The organism is Pseudomonas sp. Irchel 3A18 (genome assembly GCF_900187465.1).
Taxonomy (GTDB): domain Bacteria; phylum Pseudomonadota; class Gammaproteobacteria; order Pseudomonadales; family Pseudomonadaceae; genus Aquipseudomonas; species Aquipseudomonas cichorii.
Window position 1 is genome coordinate 82,322 of sequence record NZ_FYDI01000010.1, and the last position, 21,924, is coordinate 104,245.

General features: G+C 54.9%; 20 protein-coding genes, 1 other RNA gene and 2 pseudogenes. 12 read left to right on the top strand and 11 right to left on the bottom strand.

Annotated features, from left to right (window positions below):
- Nucleotides 1-86 precede the first annotated feature (86 nt).
- From CKW23_RS18965 to CKW23_RS18975, 3 genes are all read left to right on the top strand, one after another.
- On the top strand, nt 87-374 hold the full coding sequence (locus tag CKW23_RS18965; protein WP_095068120.1) for a hypothetical protein: 288 nt from the start codon (nt 87-89) through the stop codon (nt 372-374).
- 115 nt (nt 375-489) lie between these two features.
- Nucleotides 490-881, top strand: a transfer-messenger RNA (tmRNA) gene (gene ssrA / locus CKW23_RS18970).
- 187 nt (nt 882-1,068) lie between these two features.
- Complete coding sequence (locus CKW23_RS18975; protein ID WP_081352616.1) at nt 1,069-2,325, top strand: integrase domain-containing protein; 1,257 nt, start codon at nt 1,069-1,071, stop codon at nt 2,323-2,325.
- Between the two features lie 160 nt (nt 2,326-2,485).
- Here the strand turns inward: CKW23_RS18975 and CKW23_RS27015 are convergent, their stop codons facing one another.
- From CKW23_RS27015 to CKW23_RS19015, 7 genes and pseudogenes are all read right to left on the bottom strand, one after another.
- Nucleotides 2,486-2,755, bottom strand: a complete 270-nt coding sequence (locus CKW23_RS27015; RefSeq protein ID WP_095068121.1) for a hypothetical protein — start codon at nt 2,753-2,755, stop codon at nt 2,486-2,488.
- Complete coding sequence (locus CKW23_RS18985; protein ID WP_095068122.1) at nt 2,752-3,732, bottom strand: integrase domain-containing protein; 981 nt, start codon at nt 3,730-3,732, stop codon at nt 2,752-2,754. The genes CKW23_RS27015 and CKW23_RS18985 overlap by 4 nt, the downstream gene beginning before the upstream one ends.
- On the bottom strand, nt 3,716-4,069 hold the full coding sequence (locus CKW23_RS18990) for a hypothetical protein (RefSeq protein WP_095068123.1): 354 nt from the start codon (nt 4,067-4,069) through the stop codon (nt 3,716-3,718). Before CKW23_RS18990 ends, CKW23_RS18985 begins: the two co-directional genes overlap by 17 nt.
- Nucleotides 4,062-5,462, bottom strand: a complete 1,401-nt coding sequence (locus CKW23_RS18995) for a YfjI family protein (RefSeq protein ID WP_095068124.1) — start codon at nt 5,460-5,462, stop codon at nt 4,062-4,064. Before CKW23_RS18995 ends, CKW23_RS18990 begins: the two co-directional genes overlap by 8 nt.
- Nucleotides 5,463-6,511: 1,049 nt before the next feature.
- Nucleotides 6,512-7,005: pseudogene (locus CKW23_RS19005) on the bottom strand (IS5 family transposase); the annotation flags it as partial.
- 397 nt (nt 7,006-7,402) lie between these two features.
- The gene (locus CKW23_RS19010; RefSeq protein WP_095068125.1) at nt 7,403-10,126 is read right to left on the bottom strand and encodes a DNA methyltransferase; all 2,724 of its coding nucleotides are present in this window, start codon (nt 10,124-10,126) and stop codon (nt 7,403-7,405) included.
- A gap of 141 nt (nt 10,127-10,267) precedes the next feature.
- Nucleotides 10,268-10,960 (bottom strand): hypothetical protein, encoded by a 693-nt coding sequence (locus CKW23_RS19015; protein WP_143498977.1) that lies wholly within the window; start codon nt 10,958-10,960, stop codon nt 10,268-10,270.
- A gap of 579 nt (nt 10,961-11,539) precedes the next feature.
- Between CKW23_RS19015 and CKW23_RS19020 the strand changes: the two are divergent.
- From CKW23_RS19020 to CKW23_RS19030, 3 genes and pseudogenes are all read left to right on the top strand, one after another.
- A pseudogene (locus tag CKW23_RS19020) lies at nt 11,540-11,779 on the top strand (Arm DNA-binding domain-containing protein); the annotation flags it as partial.
- Nucleotides 11,780-12,122: 343 nt separating this feature from the next.
- Nucleotides 12,123-12,314, top strand: a complete 192-nt coding sequence (locus CKW23_RS19025; protein WP_256590473.1) for a Fic family protein — start codon at nt 12,123-12,125, stop codon at nt 12,312-12,314.
- Nucleotides 12,315-12,869: 555 nt separating this feature from the next.
- Nucleotides 12,870-13,094: a DUF6124 family protein gene (locus CKW23_RS19030; RefSeq protein ID WP_256590474.1), complete on the top strand. Its 225-nt coding sequence runs from the start codon at nt 12,870-12,872 to the stop codon at nt 13,092-13,094.
- 49 nt (nt 13,095-13,143) lie between these two features.
- On the opposite strand, the gene CKW23_RS19035 is transcribed toward CKW23_RS19030, so the two are convergent.
- Nucleotides 13,144-14,154: a YhcG family protein gene (locus CKW23_RS19035; RefSeq protein ID WP_095068128.1), complete on the bottom strand. Its 1,011-nt coding sequence runs from the start codon at nt 14,152-14,154 to the stop codon at nt 13,144-13,146.
- A 285-nt stretch (nt 14,155-14,439) separates the two neighbouring features.
- Between CKW23_RS19035 and CKW23_RS19040 the strand changes: the two genes are divergently transcribed.
- The 4 genes from CKW23_RS19040 to CKW23_RS19055 all read left to right on the top strand — a co-directional run bounded on the left by CKW23_RS19040 (nt 14,440) and on the right by CKW23_RS19055 (nt 17,574).
- Nucleotides 14,440-15,708 (top strand): PAAR domain-containing protein, encoded by a 1,269-nt coding sequence (locus tag CKW23_RS19040; protein ID WP_095068129.1) that lies wholly within the window; start codon nt 14,440-14,442, stop codon nt 15,706-15,708.
- A complete protein-coding gene (locus tag CKW23_RS19045; RefSeq protein WP_095068130.1) occupies nt 15,689-16,264 on the top strand; it encodes a hypothetical protein in 576 nt (191 codons plus the stop codon). Before CKW23_RS19040 ends, CKW23_RS19045 begins: the two co-directional genes overlap by 20 nt.
- 85 nt (nt 16,265-16,349) lie before the next feature.
- Nucleotides 16,350-17,003 (top strand): DUF2931 family protein, encoded by a 654-nt coding sequence (locus tag CKW23_RS19050; RefSeq protein WP_038399743.1) that lies wholly within the window; start codon nt 16,350-16,352, stop codon nt 17,001-17,003.
- A gap of 103 nt (nt 17,004-17,106) precedes the next feature.
- Nucleotides 17,107-17,574, top strand: coding sequence for a helix-turn-helix domain-containing protein (locus CKW23_RS19055; protein ID WP_025258454.1), 468 nt, complete (start codon nt 17,107-17,109; stop codon nt 17,572-17,574).
- A 255-nt stretch (nt 17,575-17,829) separates the two neighbouring features.
- Here CKW23_RS19055 and CKW23_RS19060 read toward each other — a convergent pair whose 3' ends face one another.
- The gene (locus CKW23_RS19060) at nt 17,830-18,747 is read right to left on the bottom strand and encodes a LysR family transcriptional regulator (RefSeq protein ID WP_095068131.1); all 918 of its coding nucleotides are present in this window, start codon (nt 18,745-18,747) and stop codon (nt 17,830-17,832) included.
- Between the two features lie 87 nt (nt 18,748-18,834).
- Between CKW23_RS19060 and CKW23_RS19065 the strand changes: the two genes are divergently transcribed.
- The gene (locus CKW23_RS19065; RefSeq protein ID WP_025258452.1) at nt 18,835-19,926 is read left to right on the top strand and encodes a tartrate dehydrogenase; all 1,092 of its coding nucleotides are present in this window, start codon (nt 18,835-18,837) and stop codon (nt 19,924-19,926) included.
- Between the two features lie 9 nt (nt 19,927-19,935).
- Here CKW23_RS19065 and CKW23_RS19070 read toward each other — a convergent pair whose 3' ends face one another.
- On the bottom strand, nt 19,936-20,295 hold the full coding sequence (locus CKW23_RS19070) for an I78 family peptidase inhibitor (protein ID WP_074569189.1): 360 nt from the start codon (nt 20,293-20,295) through the stop codon (nt 19,936-19,938).
- 217 nt (nt 20,296-20,512) lie between these two features.
- Between CKW23_RS19070 and CKW23_RS19075 the strand changes: the two genes are divergently transcribed.
- A complete protein-coding gene (locus tag CKW23_RS19075; RefSeq protein ID WP_025258450.1) occupies nt 20,513-20,974 on the top strand; it encodes a hypothetical protein in 462 nt (153 codons plus the stop codon).
- Between the two features lie 57 nt (nt 20,975-21,031).
- On the opposite strand, the gene CKW23_RS19080 is transcribed toward CKW23_RS19075, so the two are convergent.
- Entirely contained in the window at nt 21,032-21,916 is an 885-nt protein-coding gene (locus tag CKW23_RS19080) for a LysR family transcriptional regulator (RefSeq protein ID WP_025258449.1), read from the bottom strand.
- Nucleotides 21,917-21,924 lie beyond the last annotated feature (8 nt).

The following is a 21,924-nucleotide window of genomic DNA, read 5'->3' on the forward strand; positions in this document are numbered from 1 at the left end:
ACAGTCCATCCTTTTAACCCCTACACGAACGGGTTTATCCACCTCATGGGCATCCGCCCAAGCAACCGGTAATCAAGGAGAGACATATGAAGCGTACCGCCCTGACTGGACTACTCCTCAGCTCTGTCATGCTGGCTTCCCCGGTGTTCGCCGCCGACGACCTGTGCGGCAGCAACTTGCAGACCCTCAAGGATGCCCAGGTTTCCACCAACGCCAACCTGAGCCCCGACCTGAAACAGTCCCTGGCCAAAACCGAAACCGACGCACGCGCCGCCCAAGCCAAAGGCGACAACAAGACTTGCGTCGAACTGACCACCCAGGCCATCACCGAACTGAAAAACATCGGCTCGGGCAGCGAAGGCGGCAGCAAGTAAGAAAGAACCGCCCACCGATGCCAGCGAGCTGGCGTCGGTCGGCAAAGCAAGACGCGGGTCGACGCGCCGCCTCAATTGGCGTAGACTCCCGCCCAATGACTGCGAAAGCAGTCTCGGGGCCGATTAGGATTCGACGCCGGTGATGAAACTTTAGGTGCATGCCGACTTGGTAACAGAAGTCGTAAATCCACTGTTGCAACTTTCTATAGTTGCCAATGACGAAAACTACGAGGGCTACGCTCTCGCTGCGTAAGCGGCGCGACTAGCTCTTCTGGTAGCTTCGGCTCCAGCAATCATCAGGGGATGCCTGTAAACCCGAAATGATTGTCATATAGAACAGGATCGTCGCCTAGTACGTTGTGGACGAAGCGACTAAAACTTACACAGCTCGCCCAAAGCACCCTGCCCGTCGGGTCGCTGAGGGTTAACTTAATAGACACGGCTAAGCATGTAGTACCGACAGCGGAGTACTGGCGGACGGGGGTTCAAATCCCCCCGGCTCCACCACTTCAACATCTAAAGACGTCCAAGGACGTCTTTTTTTGTGCCTGAAATCCAGTGAATACGGGGATTTCAGGGCTGCGGGGGACTTTCCAGGTTTTTTGAGTTCCAGGCGGTTTGGTATTCCCAATGGTATTCCCGACTACCCGGAGCTAATCTTGGGAATACCAAAAGGTGTCATGGAGTACTTCTCATGTGCGCTCAAACCACCCGCCTCTCCGACCGCCAGCTCAAGGCGGTCAAACCGAAAGACAAGGATTACGTCCTCACCGATGGCGACGGGCTCCAGCTGCGAGTCAGGGTCAATCGCTCGATGCAGTGGAATTTCAACTACCGGCATCCAGTAACCAAGAACCGAATCAACATGGCTCTCGGCTCCTATCCCGAGGTTTCTCTTGCGCAAGCCAGGAAGAAAACCGTTGAGGCCAGAGAGCTGCTTGCACAGGGCATCGACCCCAAAGCTCAGCGTAATGAACTGCAGGAAGCCAAACGAGCGGAAACGGAACATACGTTCGAGAACGTAGCCACCGCGTGGTTCGAATTGAAGAAGGATTCCGTCACCCCGGCGTATGCCGAAGACATCTGGCGCTCACTCACGCTGCATGTATTTCCGAGCATGAAATCAACGCCGTTATCAGAAGTGAATGCCCCCATGGTCATCAAGCTCCTTCGGCCGATTGAGGCCAAGGGCAGCCTCGAGACGGTTAAGCGAGTGAGTCAGCGCCTTAACGAAATCATGACCTACGGGGTCAACTCCGGAATGATCTTTGCCAACCCTCTCAGTGGCATTCGAGCGGTGTTCAAGAAACCTAAGAAAGAGAATATGGCCGCGCTACCACCTGACGAGCTTCCGGAGCTCATGATGGAAATCGCGAACGCCAGCATCAAGCGGACGACCCGCTGCCTGATCGAATGGCAACTTCATACCATGACACGCCCTGCCGAGGCGGCCACCACTCGATGGGCAGACATCGACTTCGACAAACGCATCTGGACCATCCCTCCGGAGCGAATGAAAAAGCGTCGGCCACACACAATACCGCTGACCGAACATGCACTCTCGTTATTGGAGACGCTTAAGCACCATAGCGGCCACAGGGAATATGTGTTCCCGTCAGATAGAAACCCGCGCACCCACGCGAATAGCCAAACAGCCAACATGGCGTTGAAACGAATGGGCTTTCAGGACCGCTTGGTCAGCCATGGAATGCGCTCCATGGCCAGCACAATCCTGAACGAGCATGGATGGGATCCGGAGCTGATCGAAGTCGCGCTGGCGCATGTCGATAAAGACGAAGTTCGAAGCGCCTACAACCGGGCGGATTACATCGAACGCCGGCGTCCAATGATGGCCTGGTGGAGTGAACATATCCAGAAGGCGGCCACCGGCAGCCTGTCGGCATCTGCCATCAATCAAACCAGGGACCGTAAAGTGGTGCCGATACGCTGAACATCACCGGCGACAATCCATGTCATCGGCGTTGTGGAGCATGTGACAGAAATGATGACTGTCGATAAATCTCGCGCTTGGCTGTGCTTCTTCAGCCAAGCCCCTGAGTATGGGAAGGCTCCGCATTCCCATACTCAGGGGCTCACGCTTAAAGCGCCTATCAAACAATTACGACTTGCGCCTTTCTGCGGCGGATCAGTCCAGCTGTTAATTCGTAGTAGTAGACGGTCGCTGGTGCTGAGCATCGCAGGTAGTGTTCCAGGAACCATCTCACGTGCTTTTCTCTCCAGGACCAGGGAGTCGTGCATCCCCAGCGCTCACGAATCACCTCGTGCATCCTTTCTGCCTGCCTGATGTGACGCTGCCGCGTGGCATATGCACCTTTGAGCATCGGGTTCAGAAATAAGGCCATGTCAAACTCGGATGTCATCGCCGACCTCCGATGTAGGCACTGACCACATCGACGCGGTTATGTCCCAGCTCGTGGCTGATTTGCTCTCGTGCACGCTGATCAAGCTCTTGATCCTCCCGATGACCACGACCGCCATTGACGGGTGCAGGGAAACCGGTCAGTTGCTCATAGCGCTCACAGGCGTAAGCCGCCCGCAGCTCATGAAAACCTTTCAACCCATGCTCATGCAGGATATCCCGTGCCGGCCGCACGACTGTCTGTACGAAGTCTTTGTAGCTTTCGTCGGGCGCCAACAAATTCCGACTGCCACTGGGCGACGCATCGCTGGCTCTATCCAGGGCCTCTCGGACTTGATCCGTGACCGTAATCCAGCGCGGCGCCGATGCCCCTGATCGACCACCTTTGGTGCCGTCCTGGATATTGATCTTTCCCAGTCGCTGAGCCTCTCGTTGCAGGCGTGGCAGGTCGGCCAAGATCGCTTCACGCAGACGCATACCAGTCTCCCGGGCCAGATGCACAATTGCGGCCACTCGTTGCTGACCTCGCTCTGAGAGTGCGCGTTCGATCAATTCAATCTGAGCACGATCTTGGCCTTGCGGGGCCTCCCCACGCACGTTTGAGCGCTGCAGACCCAGCGCCTTGCTCGGACTGGGGATTTTGACGTACTGATCACCGCGCAGCGCAGCCATCGTTCGGTTCACGCTGGACAGTCGGTTCTGCGCGGTGGCGATGCCAACGTTGCCCTGGGCAACTTGCTCCCGCATATAGGCGGCGTACCGCATGAGGATCTCGCGGTCGATCTGTCGCGCGTCATTGAGTCCCGGTCCTTCATTGGATCGACCCCATTGCACGAAGGCCTGCCAGCGATCGCTATGGGCTTTGACGGTAGCAAAATGGCCGTCGCCAAACAGATCTTTCAAGGCTTGCGGTCCGGCATAGCTGAGCTGGCGACCGAAGCCAAAATTACGCCCAGCTCGCTTACCGACCCGAGCCATTTTTCTGTTCCTGATCGACTGCAGCGAGATCATGCAAAAGGGCTCGCCAGTTCGCACTCACGATAGCGAACTGGGACCAATCAGTCGGGCGAAAACACAGCGTGTTGTCGACGACGTAGAGATGCGCCCCCTCCTTTTCTAACCACTGGATAATGGCTGTCGTCGAGGTGATAGTTCTACGATCGGTGGCGACAGCGGCGACAGCGTCGACAACCCTTGTCCTACCTGGTTTTGAGCGTGGCGACAAAGTGGCGACACTCGCGGCGACAAACCGCACTTTCGGCTCACTGTGACGTTTGGCTAAGTGGTTGCGCAGTGCTTCATCAAGATTAAACATGGCGCACCTCGAAGGTGTGGCCGTCAGTGATCAGCCACTGATGATCAAGCAACTCGACTAACAGTTTGGTGGCATGGCGACTGCTTTTACGGGCAAAGCGGGGGCCGTTGCGGTTCAGGTCTCGAATACTAAAGCGCTTCCAATCTTTGACCTGCAGCCAACGCAGCAGCCGGTCTGCCTCCTCTTTTACCCGGCACACCGGTTCCTGTTCGGTCAGGCGCTGGATCTCGGTGAGGTAGTAGCCGACTAAGGCCGAGGCCCGTTGGATATGATCGACCTCCACGACGCTGCTCTCCTCCACTACTGCCAGATTGCCGGCGACGCGCAGCAGGTTGTCGGCGGCCTTCGATCCGCTAGGCCGTACGCTTGCCAACTCGCCAAACTCACCCAACTGGGCCTCGATGGCATCATGCAGATCAATCCAGCGACGACGAGCCAATGGACTGAGGCTCAGCGGTGACAGCCGCAAGGCACCGTCAGCGGAAAGCGACCAAGGCTGATGAAACAGGGCCGAAAGACGGTGGTGATATGGCTTTAGGACGGGGTCTTTGGACAAGTCGACAGCCTGGTAACTGCGTTGTCCGGCCAGGCTGGTGGGCCAGGTCATGAGGCAGCGACCGAGAATGCCTTGCCCCTGCAGCAACGGGTCACTGAGTAACTGCATGGCTAGATACGGTTGCAGCATCAGGTGCAGGCTTAAGCGTCGATCGTAAGCTCGCAAGCTTTCACCCAACATGGACCGCGCGCGATCTATCGGACTGCCGTCCCAGAGTGACGACAAGGTCGTAACCGCTTTCAAACGGTTATCCCGACTCATGGTGCTGCTACCGAGAAATTGTCCCCCCTCGTCACAGAACAGGCCCATGCTCGGCAAGTCATGGCAGAGTCCCTTGATCAGGGCCTCGATAGTCGGATCCGTGGTTATCAGCCTAGGTGCAGAGGGCTCCGCTTCAAGCGGTACGCCGTTTGTGGAGTTGGGATCGCGGGGGTTGATACGCTGCGCCTGTCGCTGCGCGACACGGTACCGGGCGAGTTGTTCGCGATAGCGCTGCCACTGCTCACGCTCCCATTGCCGTGCGGGCAGCAATGCAAATCGATCTGCCGCCGTTTTGCGATCGCCGGACGCGGCCACGGTGATCAGGTACAGCGACAGCGGATAATTTCTCCCATCGAGCTCTAAGCCCGCATGACCTTGAGTAGCCAGCGCCGAAGCAGCCAGCACGGATTGTGCAGCCAATGCCTGGGGCACCCCGATGACCTCAGCCATGCGTTCGACTGCAGGCCCAAGAATCCCACCCAGTGCCTGCACCGGATAAGGCTGGGCCACGGGATTCGACTCAATCAGCGGTCGAGGTGGTTGTGGTAGTTCAAGCTCCGGATCTAGCTGCTGCATGGGCCCTCTCCTCGTCATTGCTGGTTGTCCTCACGTAGTCCCGCCACGGCTGTTGAGTGTTATCAGGGATCAAGGCCCCTGCGGCCTGTGAGGTGTTCACTGACGCGGAACGAACGGCTCATTACGACCGAGAGCAAGGGCATGAACCCATGAATCTGGCCTCCTTAAACGCATCCGAAGATGCGGGCGGGTGGAGGCTGTGCCGACTGACGAGTTCGGCAGCTAGAGATCCAGGGTGAGAGAAGGCAACAACATCGACACCTCGGGCATGCCTGACTGTCAGTCAGGTGCAGCCTTTCCATAGGCTGCGGCACCGGTGCCTGTGTCCTTGCGGATGGCGACAAATCGGATTTGTCAGTCCGATTGTCACGAGGAGAGTTGCGGCAATGCCATGTACGACGTGGCTTGCAGCATTGGTACGAGCGCCCGTCTCTTTCCGGGAGAAAGAGACGGGCGCAGGTTGGCGCACGGGAATGGCCAAGTGGATAGGTTGCTGCAGGGCAGCTATGAAAGGGGAAGAGTTGCCGCAGTGGGCACACTGGTAAAAGTAGGCATCCATCACATCGCTGTGACCGTGCGAGCCGCCGGACGCTAATCGCACTTTGGGAGAACCACCACCGTGTGGCGTAGCCTTAAAGGTTCTGGCTACCTGGGCAGGTGCTGTCAACGACAGCGATCCGTGCGCCAACTTTTATACCCACTCGAAAAGGCGGTCAAGCGTCACGGCCAATGCGCTCAGAAAGTGGCGACTGTCGCCACTTTTGTCGCCATTCCCCAGGCCTCGTTCTACGTGGATTGTCGCCGGTGTCGCCACCGTCGCCACACTTACATCCATACCCAACGAAAAGATCCGCACATACACTGAATAACGTTGCGCTCGATGGAAATCGCGGGGAATTACTGACGGGTGAAAGCAGATGTGGTGTTAATCAAATTTTAAACAGGAGGGTATAACGCGGCGACGGCGAGAAAAAGCGAGTGAACCCTCCGATCGGCGCGATCAAAGATCGCTTGATCGGAGGGTTTGGCGGGAAAAGCAAATCTTAAACGTCAACGTTTTCCGTCGTCGTTTTAAGTCGAACTGGCGCATGAATAATCGTCGCATCAACGATGGTGCCTTGGCGTAGAGAAAGACCTTTTTCCTGTAAATAACTTTTGATTACGGCAAGGATCGCAGGGGCCAACTTATGCTTCTCCAGCAGGTGCCGGAAGTTCATGACCGTGGTGTCTTCCGGGATCGGCGCGCTCAGCGTCAGATGCGCGAACTGGCGCATGGGCGTGATTTCATACAGTGCTTCTTCTACAGTGCTTCTTCCATGGCCGGATCGCTCAGGGAGAACCAGTTCTGCAACAGGCGAATACGCAGCATGGTTTCCAGCGGATACGGTTTGCGGCCACCGCCAGCCTTCGGATAGCACGGCTCGATCAACGCCAACAAACCGCTCCAGGGCACGACCTGATGCATCTCGGCGAGGAACCGTTCGTGGCGTGTTTGCTTTCGCTTGCCGGCGTATTCGAGGTCGGAAAAGCTCATCTGGCTCATGGAGCGCTCGGGTCAGATAGTGAGGCCGTATTTCAGCATACTTGGGGACTTGTTCGGAGTTTCCCTAACGGCGAGTGCAGCGGCGCCATGTTAAATGTGGGCACAAAAAAACCTCCGCACCTGGTCAAAGTGGAAGGCGAGTTTTGTCGTGCTATTAGCAGCACGACGAGTTACTCAATACTCAAGGCGTTCGGATTACCGAATCATCGGCGATCATCTGACCTACGACTTCAACGATTTCTTCAGCGATTCGCCGACAGCGTTTTTGATTTTGCGCGTGACTGGCAGCAGACACACCAGACCTGCCCTTCGCGATCGGCCAATCGGAGACGACGGATAATTAGGGGGGCAATATTGATGAAGAGAAGAGTTTAATCATCTTACTCACCCGTTTTCATTACAAGTTCGTCATTCCTATGTATTGTTCAAATAAAAAGGCAACTCGTTCCGCGTCCGACCGCCAGGTTTTTTTTCCGCTAGCACTGGCATAAGCGTGATCTACAGCGCGATCTAAATCGCGATGAGATTTGATTAAATCGGACGGCATCGTCAATGGATCGTACAAATCAGCTAAAGAGGAGTCTTTGTATCTTGCACGAGTTGCAAGAATAGTCTCAGCCGCATTTTCAATTGCTTGTTTTTGCTGAGTAGTGATTTTTACCGGCCAAGGGAAATTATTATAGACGATTCCCACCGAGTATCGATAATCCGACTTCATTCGCCCGCACACGTTACGTGTCCAAGCGTTGTGCATGGTTGAGTTTAACACCCCAAAGTGAAACAGACTTGCATCGGGCATGATCTTTACTAGGTTACTGGCCATTGTTTCGGGTTTTTCGAAGCCGATGGGTATGAACTGGCGGCGCTCCGAAGAAACCTCTGGAATGACCAAGTAGTTACCTTTGGGCATATTCTCTACATGGAAACGAGTGGGCGTATCTGCGAGCTTGCGTGTGGGAGGACTTTTACTGGCCAGCCGTGATTCTCTAACCCTCTTGACTCGTTCGCATGCCATAGGCATCGCTCGCAAATCCTGAGGCGGGCATTCTCCTAGCCAAAGGCACCAACGCTCAAAGCCGTTAATGAACTCGTCTGCACCAATCCACCGCCGAAACCATATTTTCGACTTGGGCTCGTGCTTAATGAAATCCTCCATCTCATCGGTAGTGAACAAGTAATGACCTCCATCAATAGGCTTGTTTCCGATTCCTATTTTCGGTACGTCGCAAAGAGGGTTGGTACGGTTCTGTAATACCACATCAGCGGCATCGACCAGATATGGGTTGATATTGCTGGCAGGAATCGCCTGAGGTTCGCCGCGTATATCATGATAGTCGTAGAGCATACGCTTAGAAGGCTTAGAGTGGCTGAAGCCGATGATGACACAGTGAACAGCAGCAACACCTTTGGCCTCGTTGCGCCATTGGAAGGTACGGTGGGCGAAATGGATAGATATGCCCATGTTCAGCATCACTTGCCAGAGAGCACCAGCCTGCTCACCTTGAGTAATTGAGTTAGTGGATACGAATGCGCACATTGTCTCAGGGGATGCAAAACGAGCGGCCTTGATATACCAAGCAGCCACGAAGTCTAGGAGACCCGCATTCTTGATTCCACCTAATACTAATTGCATTTCTCGACGCTGTTCATCACTCAACATTTTCGCACCAATGAACGGTGGGTTACCCAGTACGAAATTGCATCGTTCAGCTTTAATCACCTCATTCCATTCAAGGTTCAGCGCATTGCCATGCACAATGTTCGCTGACTTTACCAGTGGAATGCGTACCAAGGCGTCGCCAAAAGTCTGTCCTACGAGAACGTTCATTTGGTGATCCATCAGCCACATGGCTACTCGAGCAATTTGAGCGGGCCACTCTTCTATTTCTATGCCGTGAAACTGATCGACATCAACCTTTACATAGTGCGATACCGCGTCCATAGAAAGCTGCTGCTGATCACGTTTATAGAGTCGCTTGATAACCTCGAGCTCCAATAAGCGTATCTCTCTATAAGTGATAACCAGGAAGTTACCGCATCCGCAAGCAGGGTCAAAAAAGTTCAGACGCCCAAGCTTTTCGTGAAATGCTCGAAGCTTTGTTGTTTGAGTTTTTACCTTTTCAAACTCAGCCTTCAGATCATCGAGAAAAAGCGGGGAAATGAGTTTGAGGATGTTTTTTTCGCTGGTGTAGTGTGCCCCTAAATTACGACGCACTTTTGCATCCATGATGCCCTGAAACAGCGAGCCGAAAATAGCAGGACTAATCGTGCCCCAGTCGAGACCACAGCACCACAGCAGCAGGTCTCGCATTTCTCGGTCGAAACTTGCCGTACGAAGGTGCTCTTCAAAAAGCTTGCCGTTAACATAAGGAAACGCGGCTAGTTGCTCATCAAGATTACGAAGTCGCTTGTTCGGGGGAGTATTTAAGACCTCAAACAACTCATTCATGCGTGCAGCAAGATCAGAACCATCTTCGCTGGTGCGAGTTTGAATAAAATCCTCAAACGCATCGCGAGGCATGAAAATGCCTGTGTCGTCAGCGAATAGGCAGAATAGGAGACGGACTAGATATACTTCGAGCTGGTGTCCGTCGTAGCCGACGTCGAACAACTTGTCGTGGAGCTTTCCAAGGCGCTCGGCTGCATCGATGTTCACCGGATCTTGCTCTCGGAACGTCCTCGCCTCGTACCCTGCGATAAATCCAAACGCAGTAATGTGTTGTGGTAATTCTTCCAAACGAAATTCGAATTCGGTATTTGCTTCCAAATCGTACAGCCGAAAACGTGCGAAATCTGAGACAACGATATATCGAGGAAGCTCTTTGTCTGACAGGCCGGGGAAGTAGTCAATGGCTTGATCATGGGCACTAGAGAGGTCTTTTCCCCTTGACTTGTGCTCGGCAAGCATTACGCCTGGCCAGAAGAGGTCTATGTACCCGTTCTTGCCGGTCGCCTTACGTACCAATTTTTCGAACTGAGCGATACGGCGTCGCGGTATTCCGAATACATTGAAAAACGCATCCCAGAAGCTTTTAGCTTCCGCGTCTTCGGACGACTCGGTCTCCCATTCGCGAACAAATGCTGTAGCACGATCTCGGATTTCGTTCCATGACAGCGGCATTGCGGTATTTTCCTCGTTGAGCTCGTGCGAATCGCAGCAAGGCTAATGTGAATAAAAAATTATGACCGGGTAGTATGCTAACGGTCGACGCCCAAGGACGTCGACACTACAAGAGGTTCTGCGAGGTATTATTCGAGTAGGCTACCTAGCTGCGATTGGTGCAACAGTTCCTATTAATAACTGCCCAAGACCAGCAGCTACCTGTTTTGAGAACTCCAGCGAAAAATACCCCGAAACTTTCGGTATTGGATTTGACTCTCCAGTACCGCGCTGCAACTCCGCTTCTGGAACATTCACTAAAGTAGTACGAGTTGAGTCATGGACGCCTGACGGATTATCTAATGTAACTCCAATGTGAATTTCCGCACTACGCATCATAATATGAGTATCATGCGGCGTCTCTAGATCGATATTCACATATGCATCTAGCTTCGACATTTGAGTTCCTGAGTCTACGCCCACGATAGCCTCAACGGTTTTTCCGAATTTACTCCATACGATCTCGGGAAGCGCCATCCGTCCAGATGCAAACTGGCCGGGGGATGCCGTAGACTGCCTCCAAGGAGTTGCAACACAACCTTGGGTCGCCGCAGCGAGCTCTCTACCTAAGGCATTGGCAGATTCAATAGGCATGTAAATATCAATTCGATTTTTGGTCTGAGGATTTTTCTTTACCTTGAAGAGTAAATCTTGACCTTCGATGAAAATTGAATTCCCATTTGTAGTAACTTCGAGCATCGGTGCATGACCTAAATCATGTGCGTGGCAATAAAATATCGGATGGCCACTATCTCGATGGGCTAAAAACTGAATTTTCGTAATATTGACAGCCATGTCTATTCTCAGTGTGGTTGTGAAAACGTATCCATAATGATGTCACATGGGCATCATCCTGCACAGTTTCTCCGCTCAAATTAGGTCTCTGTATAGTAGAGGGGACGTTGGTTTTTGGGCTTTTTCTCCCTATGAATGCACCAAACGTCTCGGACTACGAGCGACCGTTTTTGTCCGGTTTCTGCCATTCACCACCTTCAGCCTCTTATCAAGCATAACCTGTGTCTCGGGAGCGACAGGAAGATCACCCCTGATGCTAGATGAGAAGCAAGGGCGTAAAATCGATTACAAGCGATGGGCCAGAGCATGGATATGCTCGTGGGGTATTCCAATTGGTATTCCAATTAAAATTTAAAAATAAACTTTACGATAATAATCAATAGGATAGGGGACTAATTCAGATTACCCCGGCTCTAAAGAGATACACGGACGTCTTTTTTCGTGCCTGAAATCCAGTGAGTACGCGACCTCCAGCGCTTTTACGGTCTTCCGCGTTTCTTGGATTCCAACCATTAGGGTATTCCAAGCCACCCGCTGCTATTTTTTGGAATGCCGAATTCAGTGCCTGAAGAGAATCTCATCCCGGCTCAAAATCTCCGCCTCTCCGATCGACAGCTCAAAGGAGTCAAACCTCCTCACCAATAGTGACGGTTTGCAGCTCCTCGTACGCAGCAACGGCTCATAGTAGCGGTGGAGTTTCAACTACCGCGAAACGGTGACAAGAAGAGCATCAACATCAGTTTCGGGACCTACCCCCGACTGTCACTGGCGAACACCCGAAAGATGGCAGCCGAAGCACGCGAGCTGCTCGCCCAAGGCACCTGCCTGACCTGCCAGACACCGAAAAAATTCGATTCGGCCTGTCCCTCACATGCTGTACACATTCTCCCCTATCGCGGTTTGGGCACCGGCATCCCGCGCGCCATCGATGCTTGGCCAATGATCAGGCTGGAGGACGACCGGCAGAGTAATCAGTTCAAGGTGGTGATTCAGCGCGCCGTTGAAAAAGGGCCTCTTTCGGGACCAAGTGGGGACTAAGTAGGGACTAAGTCGGGACCAAGTAGGGACTGAGTCTGCTGCCGAAGAAGAACAAGCCGAAACTCGCCTGTCTTTACAGCAAGATCAGGTAACGCTGCTGTGCAAGATGACAGGCGATCACACTGTGCCAGAGCTAATGACCTTCGTCGGGCGCAGCAACCGCAGCAAGTTCCGCGAGCAGGTTTTGACCCCACTACTGACGCTTGGCGTGGTCGAGATGACCATTCCAGACAAGCCCAACAGCAGCAAGCAACGCTATCGCCTGACGGCGGCCGGCAGAGCGCTAAAAGCCGAACAACACTACCCGGGCGCCTGAACCTAGCAATCCTCGAACTGCGCACCAGCATCGCAGGCGACCAGCTAGACAGGCTGTTGCACAGCCTGGGCTACGGTGCGAACCGTCAGGCGCTGCAGCAAATCGGAAAACTGCGCCACATTCCTCATCCAAAATGGCGCAGTTCTAAAAACTGCGCCATAACTGCGCCAACAGCCGCTAAACGCTACCAACTCAGCAGCATCCGAGAAGCGGGAAGCAGACTGACACTGCCCAAGCACCCTGAACCGAAAGATCCCTCCCTTTCCTTCGCAAGAAATTTCCGAGAAAATCCCAACCGCTTGCGCCCATGAAATCCGGTCACTACTCTCCCTCCGTCGCTGCATATCAGCGAACGGGTTTAGTCGCCCGGGATGACTGGCGCACTGCGCCACCTTTTGCGAGGCGCTTTTTTATGGCCTGCATTTTATGGTGGCCGTGCGTAGGGCACCTTCGGGTGCGCCGGGTACCAGTCTCCGGTCGACTAACCTGCGCATGGCCGCCACCCATCGTTTAGTCGCGAGCATGGCGGCCCCCACTTCTGACTGGAGTTACATGATGCTCAAGATGACGTCCGAACTACCCTGCAAACACCCCGCTCGCAACCTTGAAGATCTCCTTGCGCGTGCCTCCGAGCTATTGAGTTGTGCCGCTGCTACAGCCTATGAAAGCGGCGACCGCTTGAGTGGTTCGCATCGGCATCTGGCCTTGTCTGTCGTCCATCTGGTGGAGATGGCCAAGGCCGAGGTTGATCGTTCGCTGGAGGGTCTTTCGATTCGTTGATGTGTGGATTACAAAACCTGCATTGCGCAGGTTTTGTATTTGCGTCGACTCACTGCGCGGTATTCATCGCATAAAACTCATGCAACTTGGCCTGTAATAGCTGCTTATCCGGCAAGCGGGTCTGGTACTCGGCAATCAAGGCTGGCGACAGGCTGCGGTTGAGGGCGTATTCGACCACTTCGTCGTCTTTGCTGGCACACAGCAGCACGCCGATGGCGGGGTTTTCATGGGGTTTGCGTTCGTTACGGTCCAGTGCTTCCAGGTAGAAGTCGAGCTTGCCCAGGTATTCCGGCTCGAAGCGGCCCACCTTTAGCTCGATGGCCACCAGGCAGTTGAGGCCGCGATGGAAAAACAGCAGGTCCAGGGCAAAATCACGCCCGCCGACCTGCAGCGGGTATTCAGAGCCGACGAAGCAAAAATCGCGACCCAGTTCGATCAGGAAATCCTTGAGCCGTACCAATAACCCCTTGTGCAGATCGGACTCGGCATGGCCACCGGGCAGGTCGAGAAACTCGACCATGTAGGCATCGCGAAACACGTCCAGAGCGGCAGGGTGCGATTGCTTCAGCAAGGCCGAGGCTTTTGCTGGCTGGGTGACGTTGCGCTCGAACAGTTCAGCTTTGAACTGGCGCTCCAGTTCACGCTTCGACCACTTTTCCTGAACGGCCATACGCAGATAGAACTCGCGCTCCTCTGGACGTTTACTTTGGCTGAAGATGATCAGGTTATGGGTCCAGGACAATTGTCGCACCAGTGGCGCGACTTTCTCCTCGGTGCGGTAAACCTCGTAGAACTGACGCATGCGGAACAGATTCGATCGGGTAAAACCGCGCAGTCCCGGTTGGGTCTGGGCCAGATGATCAGCCAACTGGCTGACAACGGCATCGCCCCACTCTGCTTTTTCCAGCTTGCGGCTGATGTAGGCACCGACCTGCCAGTAAAGCTCGATCAGTCGGCTATTCACGGCCTGCATGACCTGCTGCCTGGCGTTGTAGATCAGTGCGAGCACTTCATCAAAGCGTTCGTCTGCCAAAGGGCTGGGAGTGGCGGGCTCACTCATGTCGACAATATCTCCATCATCTGCTTGCAGTCATACCGGAATAGCCTGACGTCGCTGCGCAGCATGTTGTTCAGCCTCTGCCCTTCTTACCAGCCAGCCCCATCTGTGTCCCTTGAGCGAAGTTTCCGAGAAAATCTCGGCAGATTGCAGGTATGACTGGCGCGCTGCGCCACCTTTTGCGAGGCGCTTTTTACGGCATGCGTTTTATAGGGTGGCCGTGCGTAGGGCACTTTCGGGTGCGCCGGGTGTCTGTCTTCGATCAATAAGCTGTCACCAAGGAATGGTATGACTCCAACAGCTCGACTTGGCGATATGCACCTCTGTCCTATCCCTGGGCACGGTACATCGCCTATCGTTTCCGCATCACCCGACACCCAGATCAACTTCATGGGTGCAGCCCGAGTGGGTGATGTTTGTGGTTGCGGCGCCGTAATCACTACAGGCTTTCCATCCATCATCGTCGACCACCGCCCATTGGCTTATTTGGGGAGCCCAACCAGCCACGGCGGCACAATAATTTCGGGTAGCTCGGATACTTTCGGCGGTTTCCAGTTTGGTGGTACGGGAATTCAAGCCATCATCGACTTTGCCAAACTAGGTGCCGTGCGCCCGGATGGCTCAGTGGACGACCAACTGATGTCCGAGCTATTGGCTGATCCACAACTACAACAACGTGCTCTGCTATCTGGCGCTCTGGTGCAGCCTGGCAGCTCACCTTCAGCAACCGCCACGGAGCCGGTGACTCCCGAGCTGATCGCCGTTGCTGGCAGCCAACACGATACGGGGTCGGGGAACAAGATGATGTTTATCGGCCAGGCCGTGGGGGAACTTGCCGAGTTCAGGCGCAGCAAGAGCAACCTGACACGAACGCTGATAGTGTTCACGCCGTCATATAGCACCGAGATGCTTAGCGCGGCACGTAACTCTGCCAAGGCCTATGGCGCGGGCTATGTCAGCGTGGCTAATGCCAAGGAACTGATTGACTACTTGAATCGTGGCAAAGACCGGAAGCAGTCCCCCATCGAACACCTGTCACTGTTTAGCCATGGCGTGCCTCAACGGATTGCCTTCGGTTATCAACTCGTCGAAGACCCGCAGATGTCCCTCGATGTACTGAATTACAAAGATATTTCTGTACTGGCATTCTCCAGCGCAGCGCAGATTGACAGCTATGCCTGTAGAACAGGCATGGGCAACCGCTCCGAGTACCGCATAGAAGAGGGCATCCAGTTTTTCCCGCAGACCAACGAGAGTTTGGCGCAGTTGCTGGCTGATCATTTACAGATCAAGGTACGCGCTTTCATACGGCGCTCGGACTACAAGAATACTTGGGGTTCGTTTGAAGAACGCCAGTTAGGCAAGCTGTGCGGCATCAGTACCAGCACGTCGGAGAATCCGTGGTGCAAGCAGTGGAACACACTGAAGGATGAGCGGAGTATGCATCACCGAAAATACAAGTTCACCTACCAGACCATGGGAGCCATCAACCCTGTGATTTCTGGCGATACTCCCATTGGCGTACCAGGAGGCTACTTTGAGTTTTTACCGAAGTAAGGCCTGCTGGATTGCAACAGCCATTTTCTTTCCGCTACTACTGGTCGCGAGCTACTACGGGTTCAAGGTGATGATGAGCGTGTACAAAACGGATTTGGGTAATGGCGTAGTGATTTATGCCGACGATTACGTGAAGACCGGTCGATGGGTGTTCGATTGCGAGTATTCGCGATTGATCAGCCGCGAGCCGCTCCCCGTGCCATTCTCCGAGCTGGAAAATGTCGGGAAACTCTCTATTGGAAATGCACTTCTGAAAGAGGCAGATGAGCAACCAGCCATGGAAGCGTTGAACGCCATAACGAGCACTCGCGACTGGTACAAAAATCTTCGGTATCTCTACTCGGCACTGGATGAGAACAGCGATTTGAACTCCCACGCCTTCTATCTGGTTGCCCAACACGCTGGCCGTTCATGGGCTGTGGAAGTAGAACAGTCAATAAGCTATGACGGAAAGTCTCACTTCACCGTGACGATTGCCCCCTATGATGCGGATATCTACGTGGACTACGCCAAAGCGCTTCAGGCTGCCGCCAAGAGCTGTCCGGCTCCGCAGTGAATAAGATGCGACTGGGTATGAATGCCCCTACGGCAGATGCCATAAGGGTTCAACACCCTCACGTACCTGACTGGACACTATTCTGATGCGCGTTTTCGTAGCCCTGCTCGGCGTACTTTTAATAGTGGGTTGTCAGGCCTCAGATGCCTTACCGGGAAAAAGCTCTCCAAAAGACGCATGGTGGAGTCTGGATTTCATGGCCCCCACTTATATGCCAGGTTTGGTCGAACACAGTTCTGTGGTGGACATCCAGGACAGGACATTTGAGCGCCCCGGAGGCGGAGCAATAGGTACTGGCAACCCGGGCGATGCCACAGAGGTAGCCAAGGGCTGGGATCGAATAGGGGGAAACATAAAACCTGTAGTTGGGGCCGATCTGCCAAAACGAATTTTCGTACGATGGCAGTCAGTCGTAGAACCCCAGACTTACCGGGCCTGGATTGATATTCCGGAAAGTGCGCGTGAAATCATGCAAGCATCAACCCACCAACGCTGTCCACAGAAGCCAGAACAGACTGCTCGTTTCACAGCATCGGTAATTGTGGGCCTTGCCCCAGGCGGTGTTGTTCAGATGTGGGTACGCGACAGTTGCAACAAAGCAATCAACGTCACCCGAACTCAAGCCGAAGTGGAACCCCTGGGTCCGCATCTTGGCAAGTCAGGTGGTCGTTACTATCAGCAGCCTGATGCCTCCAGACGCTACATTGAAAAATATGGCATTCCTTACGGCAGTTGGTGAGTATTCCCTTTGTTGCTCAATCATTTCGACTATTGCGTTTTTCTCTTTCAAATAAAGCGCTGATCAGCGACCGCAGTTACGTCGTATGAACATGGAAATACTCATGACCACCGTCGACCTCTCTCGCATAGCTCTCCCAACCCAGAAAGAAATCGCTGCGGCTGTGGCGTCAAGCCGTCAGTTAGCCGCATTTCTTTCGACAAAATGTGAAACTCAGTGCATTGAGTTGATTGATGACACGCAGCAACGCAAAGTCGTTGAATTACCCACTTTCGCCCTGCGCTTACTCGGCGAAATCCTGAGTGAGCTTGCGTTGGGCAATGCCGTCAAAGTCGTTCCTATTCATGCAGAACTGACAACTCAGGAAGGCGCAGACATGCTCAACGTTTCGCGGCCCCATTTGGTAAAACTCCTTGATCAAGGTGCATTACCGCACACAAAAACAGGTCGACATCGCAGGATCAAATTCGCAGACCTGATGGCTTACAAAGAGCAGCGCGACCAGGCAAGCAGGGATGCCATGGATGAACTCGCAGCACAAGCACAGGAGTTGGGGATGGGGTACGAATGAGGCATTCACCGTTCACTGCTTTCTATGACGCGAATGTTCTCTATCCTGCGCCTTTGCGTACCTCGACAAGTTGCTAACCGTAAAATTGCTGTCTGGTTTTGAATTCCTGATTTGACGGCTCTACCGGGGCAAAAAGCCTTGGTGTTGGCCAAGACCTTGCTCATAGCGGTTATTTCAAGAAGTCTGGACACTCACTGCATCTTCATCGTCAGAAGTAACGCCTTCCCGGATAAATCCGGTCCCACAAACAACCCATCACAAAAACCGCTCCCCCAACTCCCGCCCCAAAAACCGCGTAAACGCCGATATCCGTTGCGGCACGTGCTGGCGATGTTGATAAACCACATACACATCCGCTCTCGGCGCGTGGTATTCGGGCAGTACGGCAATCAGTTCTCCACGGGTCAGATGCTCCTGTGCATCCCAACGGGAGCGGAGGATCAGGCCGTGGCCGTCCAGGGCCAGGCGCATGGCGACTTCGCCGTCGTTGCTGGACAGGGTGCCGGTGACTTTCTGGCTATATTCTCGTCCGTCGCGGGTAAAGCGCCAGATGGCGTAGTCGCTTCCGTATTGTTTGAGCACGATGCAGTTGTGTTGCGCGAGGTCGGCGACGTCTTGGGGTGTGCCTGCACGTTCGAGGTAGGCAGGTGAGGCGCAGAGGATGCGGGGGTTGTCGAGGACGTGGTGGGCGATCAGCCGTGAGTCGGGTGGTTCGCCCACGCGGATGTCGATGTCGATCCCCGCATCCAGCAGGTTGACCGGCAGGCTGGAGAGTTGCAGCGACAGTTCCAGATGCGGGTGTTGGGCGGCGAACTCGGACAGCAGCGGTGCGATATGGCGTCGGCCAAAGCCGAACGAGGCATTGATGCTCAGTTTGCCTCGCAGCACCGGCTGGCGGTTGTCGAGGGCGCTTTCCAGTTCTTCCAGTTGGCGCAGGATTGGCCGGGCACCTTCCAGGTAGATCACGCCCTCCGGCGTCAGGTCCAGCCTGCGGGTGGTGCGGCGGATCAGTTGCACGCCCAGGCGCTGTTCAAGCTGGGTCAGGCGTTTGCTGACAGCGGGCAGTGACAGGCCCAGCTCTCGGGCCACGGCGGTCAGGCTGCCGTGGGTCGCCACGCGATTGAAGAAGCTGAGGTCATCGGTATTGGTGACCAACTCTTTACTTGAATTCAAGAATGGATTTCCCGTAAGCCAAATTGTGCTTGATGGACGAATCAATACACTGGAGCACACCACCTGACAAGCACGAGAACCGATGCCATGACTCAATACAATTACAAGATCGCCGTCATTCCCGGAGACGGTATTGGCAAGGAAGTGATGCCCGAAGGCGTCCGCGTCATGGACGCCGTCGCAGAGAAATTCGGGATCGGTCTGCAATGGGACTGGTTCGATTTTGCCAGCGCCGACTATTACCTTGAGCACGGCAAGATGATGCCGGATGACTGGTTTGAAACCCTCAAGCAATACGACGCGATTTACTTTGGCGCGGTCGGCTGGCCGGATGTCGTACCGGACCACATTTCGCTGTGGGATTCCTTGCTGAAGTTTCGCCGCGACTTCGATCAGTACGTGAACCTGCGCCCATGTCGCCTGATGCCCGGCGTGAAAGCGCCACTGGCCGGTCGCAAGCCGGGGGATATCGATTTCTATGTGGTGCGGGAAAATACCGAGGGCGAATACTCCAGCGTCGGCGGCACCATGTTTGCCGGCACCGAGCGCGAAGTCGTGATTCAGGAAACAGTGATGACTCGCGTCGGCGTCGACCGCATTCTCAAGTATGCGTATGACCTGGCCCAGAGTCGGCCCAAGAAGCACCTGACTTCAGCCACCAAGTCCAACGGCATCGCCATCACCATGCCGTACTGGGATGGGCGTGTCGTGGAAATGGGCAAGCAGTACCCCGAGGTATTGGTCGACAAATATCACATCGACATTCTGACCGCGCATTTTGTGCTGCACCCGGATCGCTTCGATGTCGTTGTCGCGAGCAACCTGTTCGGTGACATCCTTTCCGATCTAGGGCCGGCCTGTACCGGCACCATCGGCATTGCGCCTTCGGCCAATATCAACCCGGACCGGACGTTCCCCAGCCTGTTCGAGCCGGTGCATGGTTCGGCACCGGATATTGCAGGCAAAGGCATCGCCAACCCCATCGGGCAGATCTGGTGCGGCGGCATGATGCTGGAGCATTTCGGTCATGCGGAGGCCGGGGCTGCCGTGCTGTCGGCGATTGAAGCAGTGCTGGCCCAAGGGCCGGAGAATGCACCACTGACACCTGACCTGGGTGGTACGGGGTCAACGGTTACGCTGGGCAAGGCCATCGCGGAACAGGTGCAGCGCGGGGAATAGACGTGCGTGTTACTGGCAGTAAATGTCCTCGATGCGGTTCTGCCCGTTGACCTCGATGTTCAGCCGCAACGGGCTGTAGCTCAGGTCTCTGGGGCCACCGCTTGAGGTGATGCGCGAGCTGGGCGCACGGGCGAGTCGCTCGATCTCTCTTCTGTTTTCCGGAGTGAATTCTTCGCCAAGCAGCGCAGAGGCTCGGGCGGCGTAGCAACCGTATACGGTTATCTTGCCGTGAATGGATTTGGCAGGTGCGGGGTCAGGCTCGACCGGCTGCTCACTGGCGAAAGAGCGCTCAGCGGGCAGGACAAAAAGCAGGCAGAATACTGTCGCGGCGAATGCACGCATGCGAGGTAAAGGATTGATTTTTTCCATAAAAAGAAACTCCGAAGTGGCTGTGAGACATCGCATCCCACAATCAGTTCGTCACAAACCCGCGCTGCATAGCCCCAATAGCAAGAGGCCTGTCTTTCCCTTGAATGGAATTTCCGAGAAAATTTCGACCGCTTGGGCCTGTGCATGAAAACCCTCTACCCGCCTGCTAGCCTCTCTCCTGCCCGTCAACAGGGCCACGACCAACAAGGAGTCAGCCATGCAGTATCCCGCGGTTGCAGTATCTTTTGTCTTGTTCGGACTGCTCAGCAGCACTGCCCATGCATTGGGCACTGAGGAAGTCTCGCAGCAGACATTGCAGGCCTATGGAGCAACACTCGATGCTTCGGCAGGAAGCTCTCAATGGCAGCAACTCTGGAAGCGCACTCGAGACCAGGGCATGTTCAGTTATCAAAGCCCGACGCATTTCACGATACCGAACAATCTGATACCCGATATGGTCAGGAGGACTCTGAGTGGGTCCCAAAGCGTCAAACCGATGAACACTACACAAGCCATGTATCGCTTTGACTTCGGCAGGCCGGTAGGCGTCGAAAGAAATCAGCCAGTGAATGCAATCTGCCTGACCGTCGACTGGCGGACGCTGCCTGCGGATACGGCCATAGACGACGTCTCTCGCATGAGCAGTGTCAGCCTGTTGGTGGCCCACCCCTGCGCCTGATCGAGTATGGCTGCGCGAGCCTCACTCTCGGGCAGCCATGCATGACGCTCCAACGACTCAATCACTCAACTCATGCACCAGAAAATCCAGAAACGCTCGGGTCTTCAAAGGCACACGCCGGGCGGACGGATACACCGCATTGATGGAAATCGGCGGAGCCTGCCAGTCGCACATCACCGGGATCAGTCGTCCTTGCTCCACAGCCTTTTCGACGATGAAGGTCGGCAGCAAAGCGATGCCCATACCCGCCTCTGCCGCTTGCGCCAACAGGTCGCCGTTGTTGGCGTGCAGCGGGCCGGTGACATGGACTTTCTGGGTTTCCTTGCCGTTGCTCAGTTGCAGGCTGACGCCGCTTTGCAGGTAGCCGTAGTTCAGGCACTGATGCGCCGCCAGGTCGCGGGGAACTTGCGGAGTTCCTGCGCGAGCCAGATAAGCGGGTGACGCCACCAACATGCGAGGTGCCGGGGCGAGATGGCGGGCAACCATGGAGGAATCCGCCAGGCTGGCGATACGGATGGTCACATCGAAGCCGCCCTTGACCGGATCAACCTGCTGGTCGCTGAACACCAGTTGCAACTCCACCTTGGGGTGTTGCTCATGGAATTTGGGAATCAATGGCCCCAACCGGCACAGCCCGAATGACATGGGCGCGTTGACCCGCAACACACCCTGCACCTCCCCCAGCCCACTGCGCGCCCGCTGCTCGGCTTCATCCAGCGACGCCAGTACTTCACGACAGGCATCGTAGTACTCGGCCCCCGCTTCAGTCAGATGCAGGCTGCGCGTCGTCCGCAACAGCAGTTGCACGCCCAGGTTTTCTTCCAGGGCCTGGATCTGCTTGCTGACTTTCGAGCGCGGTACATCCAGCACCCGAGCCGCCGCAGCGAAGCCATTGGCGTTCACTGTGGCAACGAATGTACGCATGCAGTCGATGCGATCCATGAATGTCC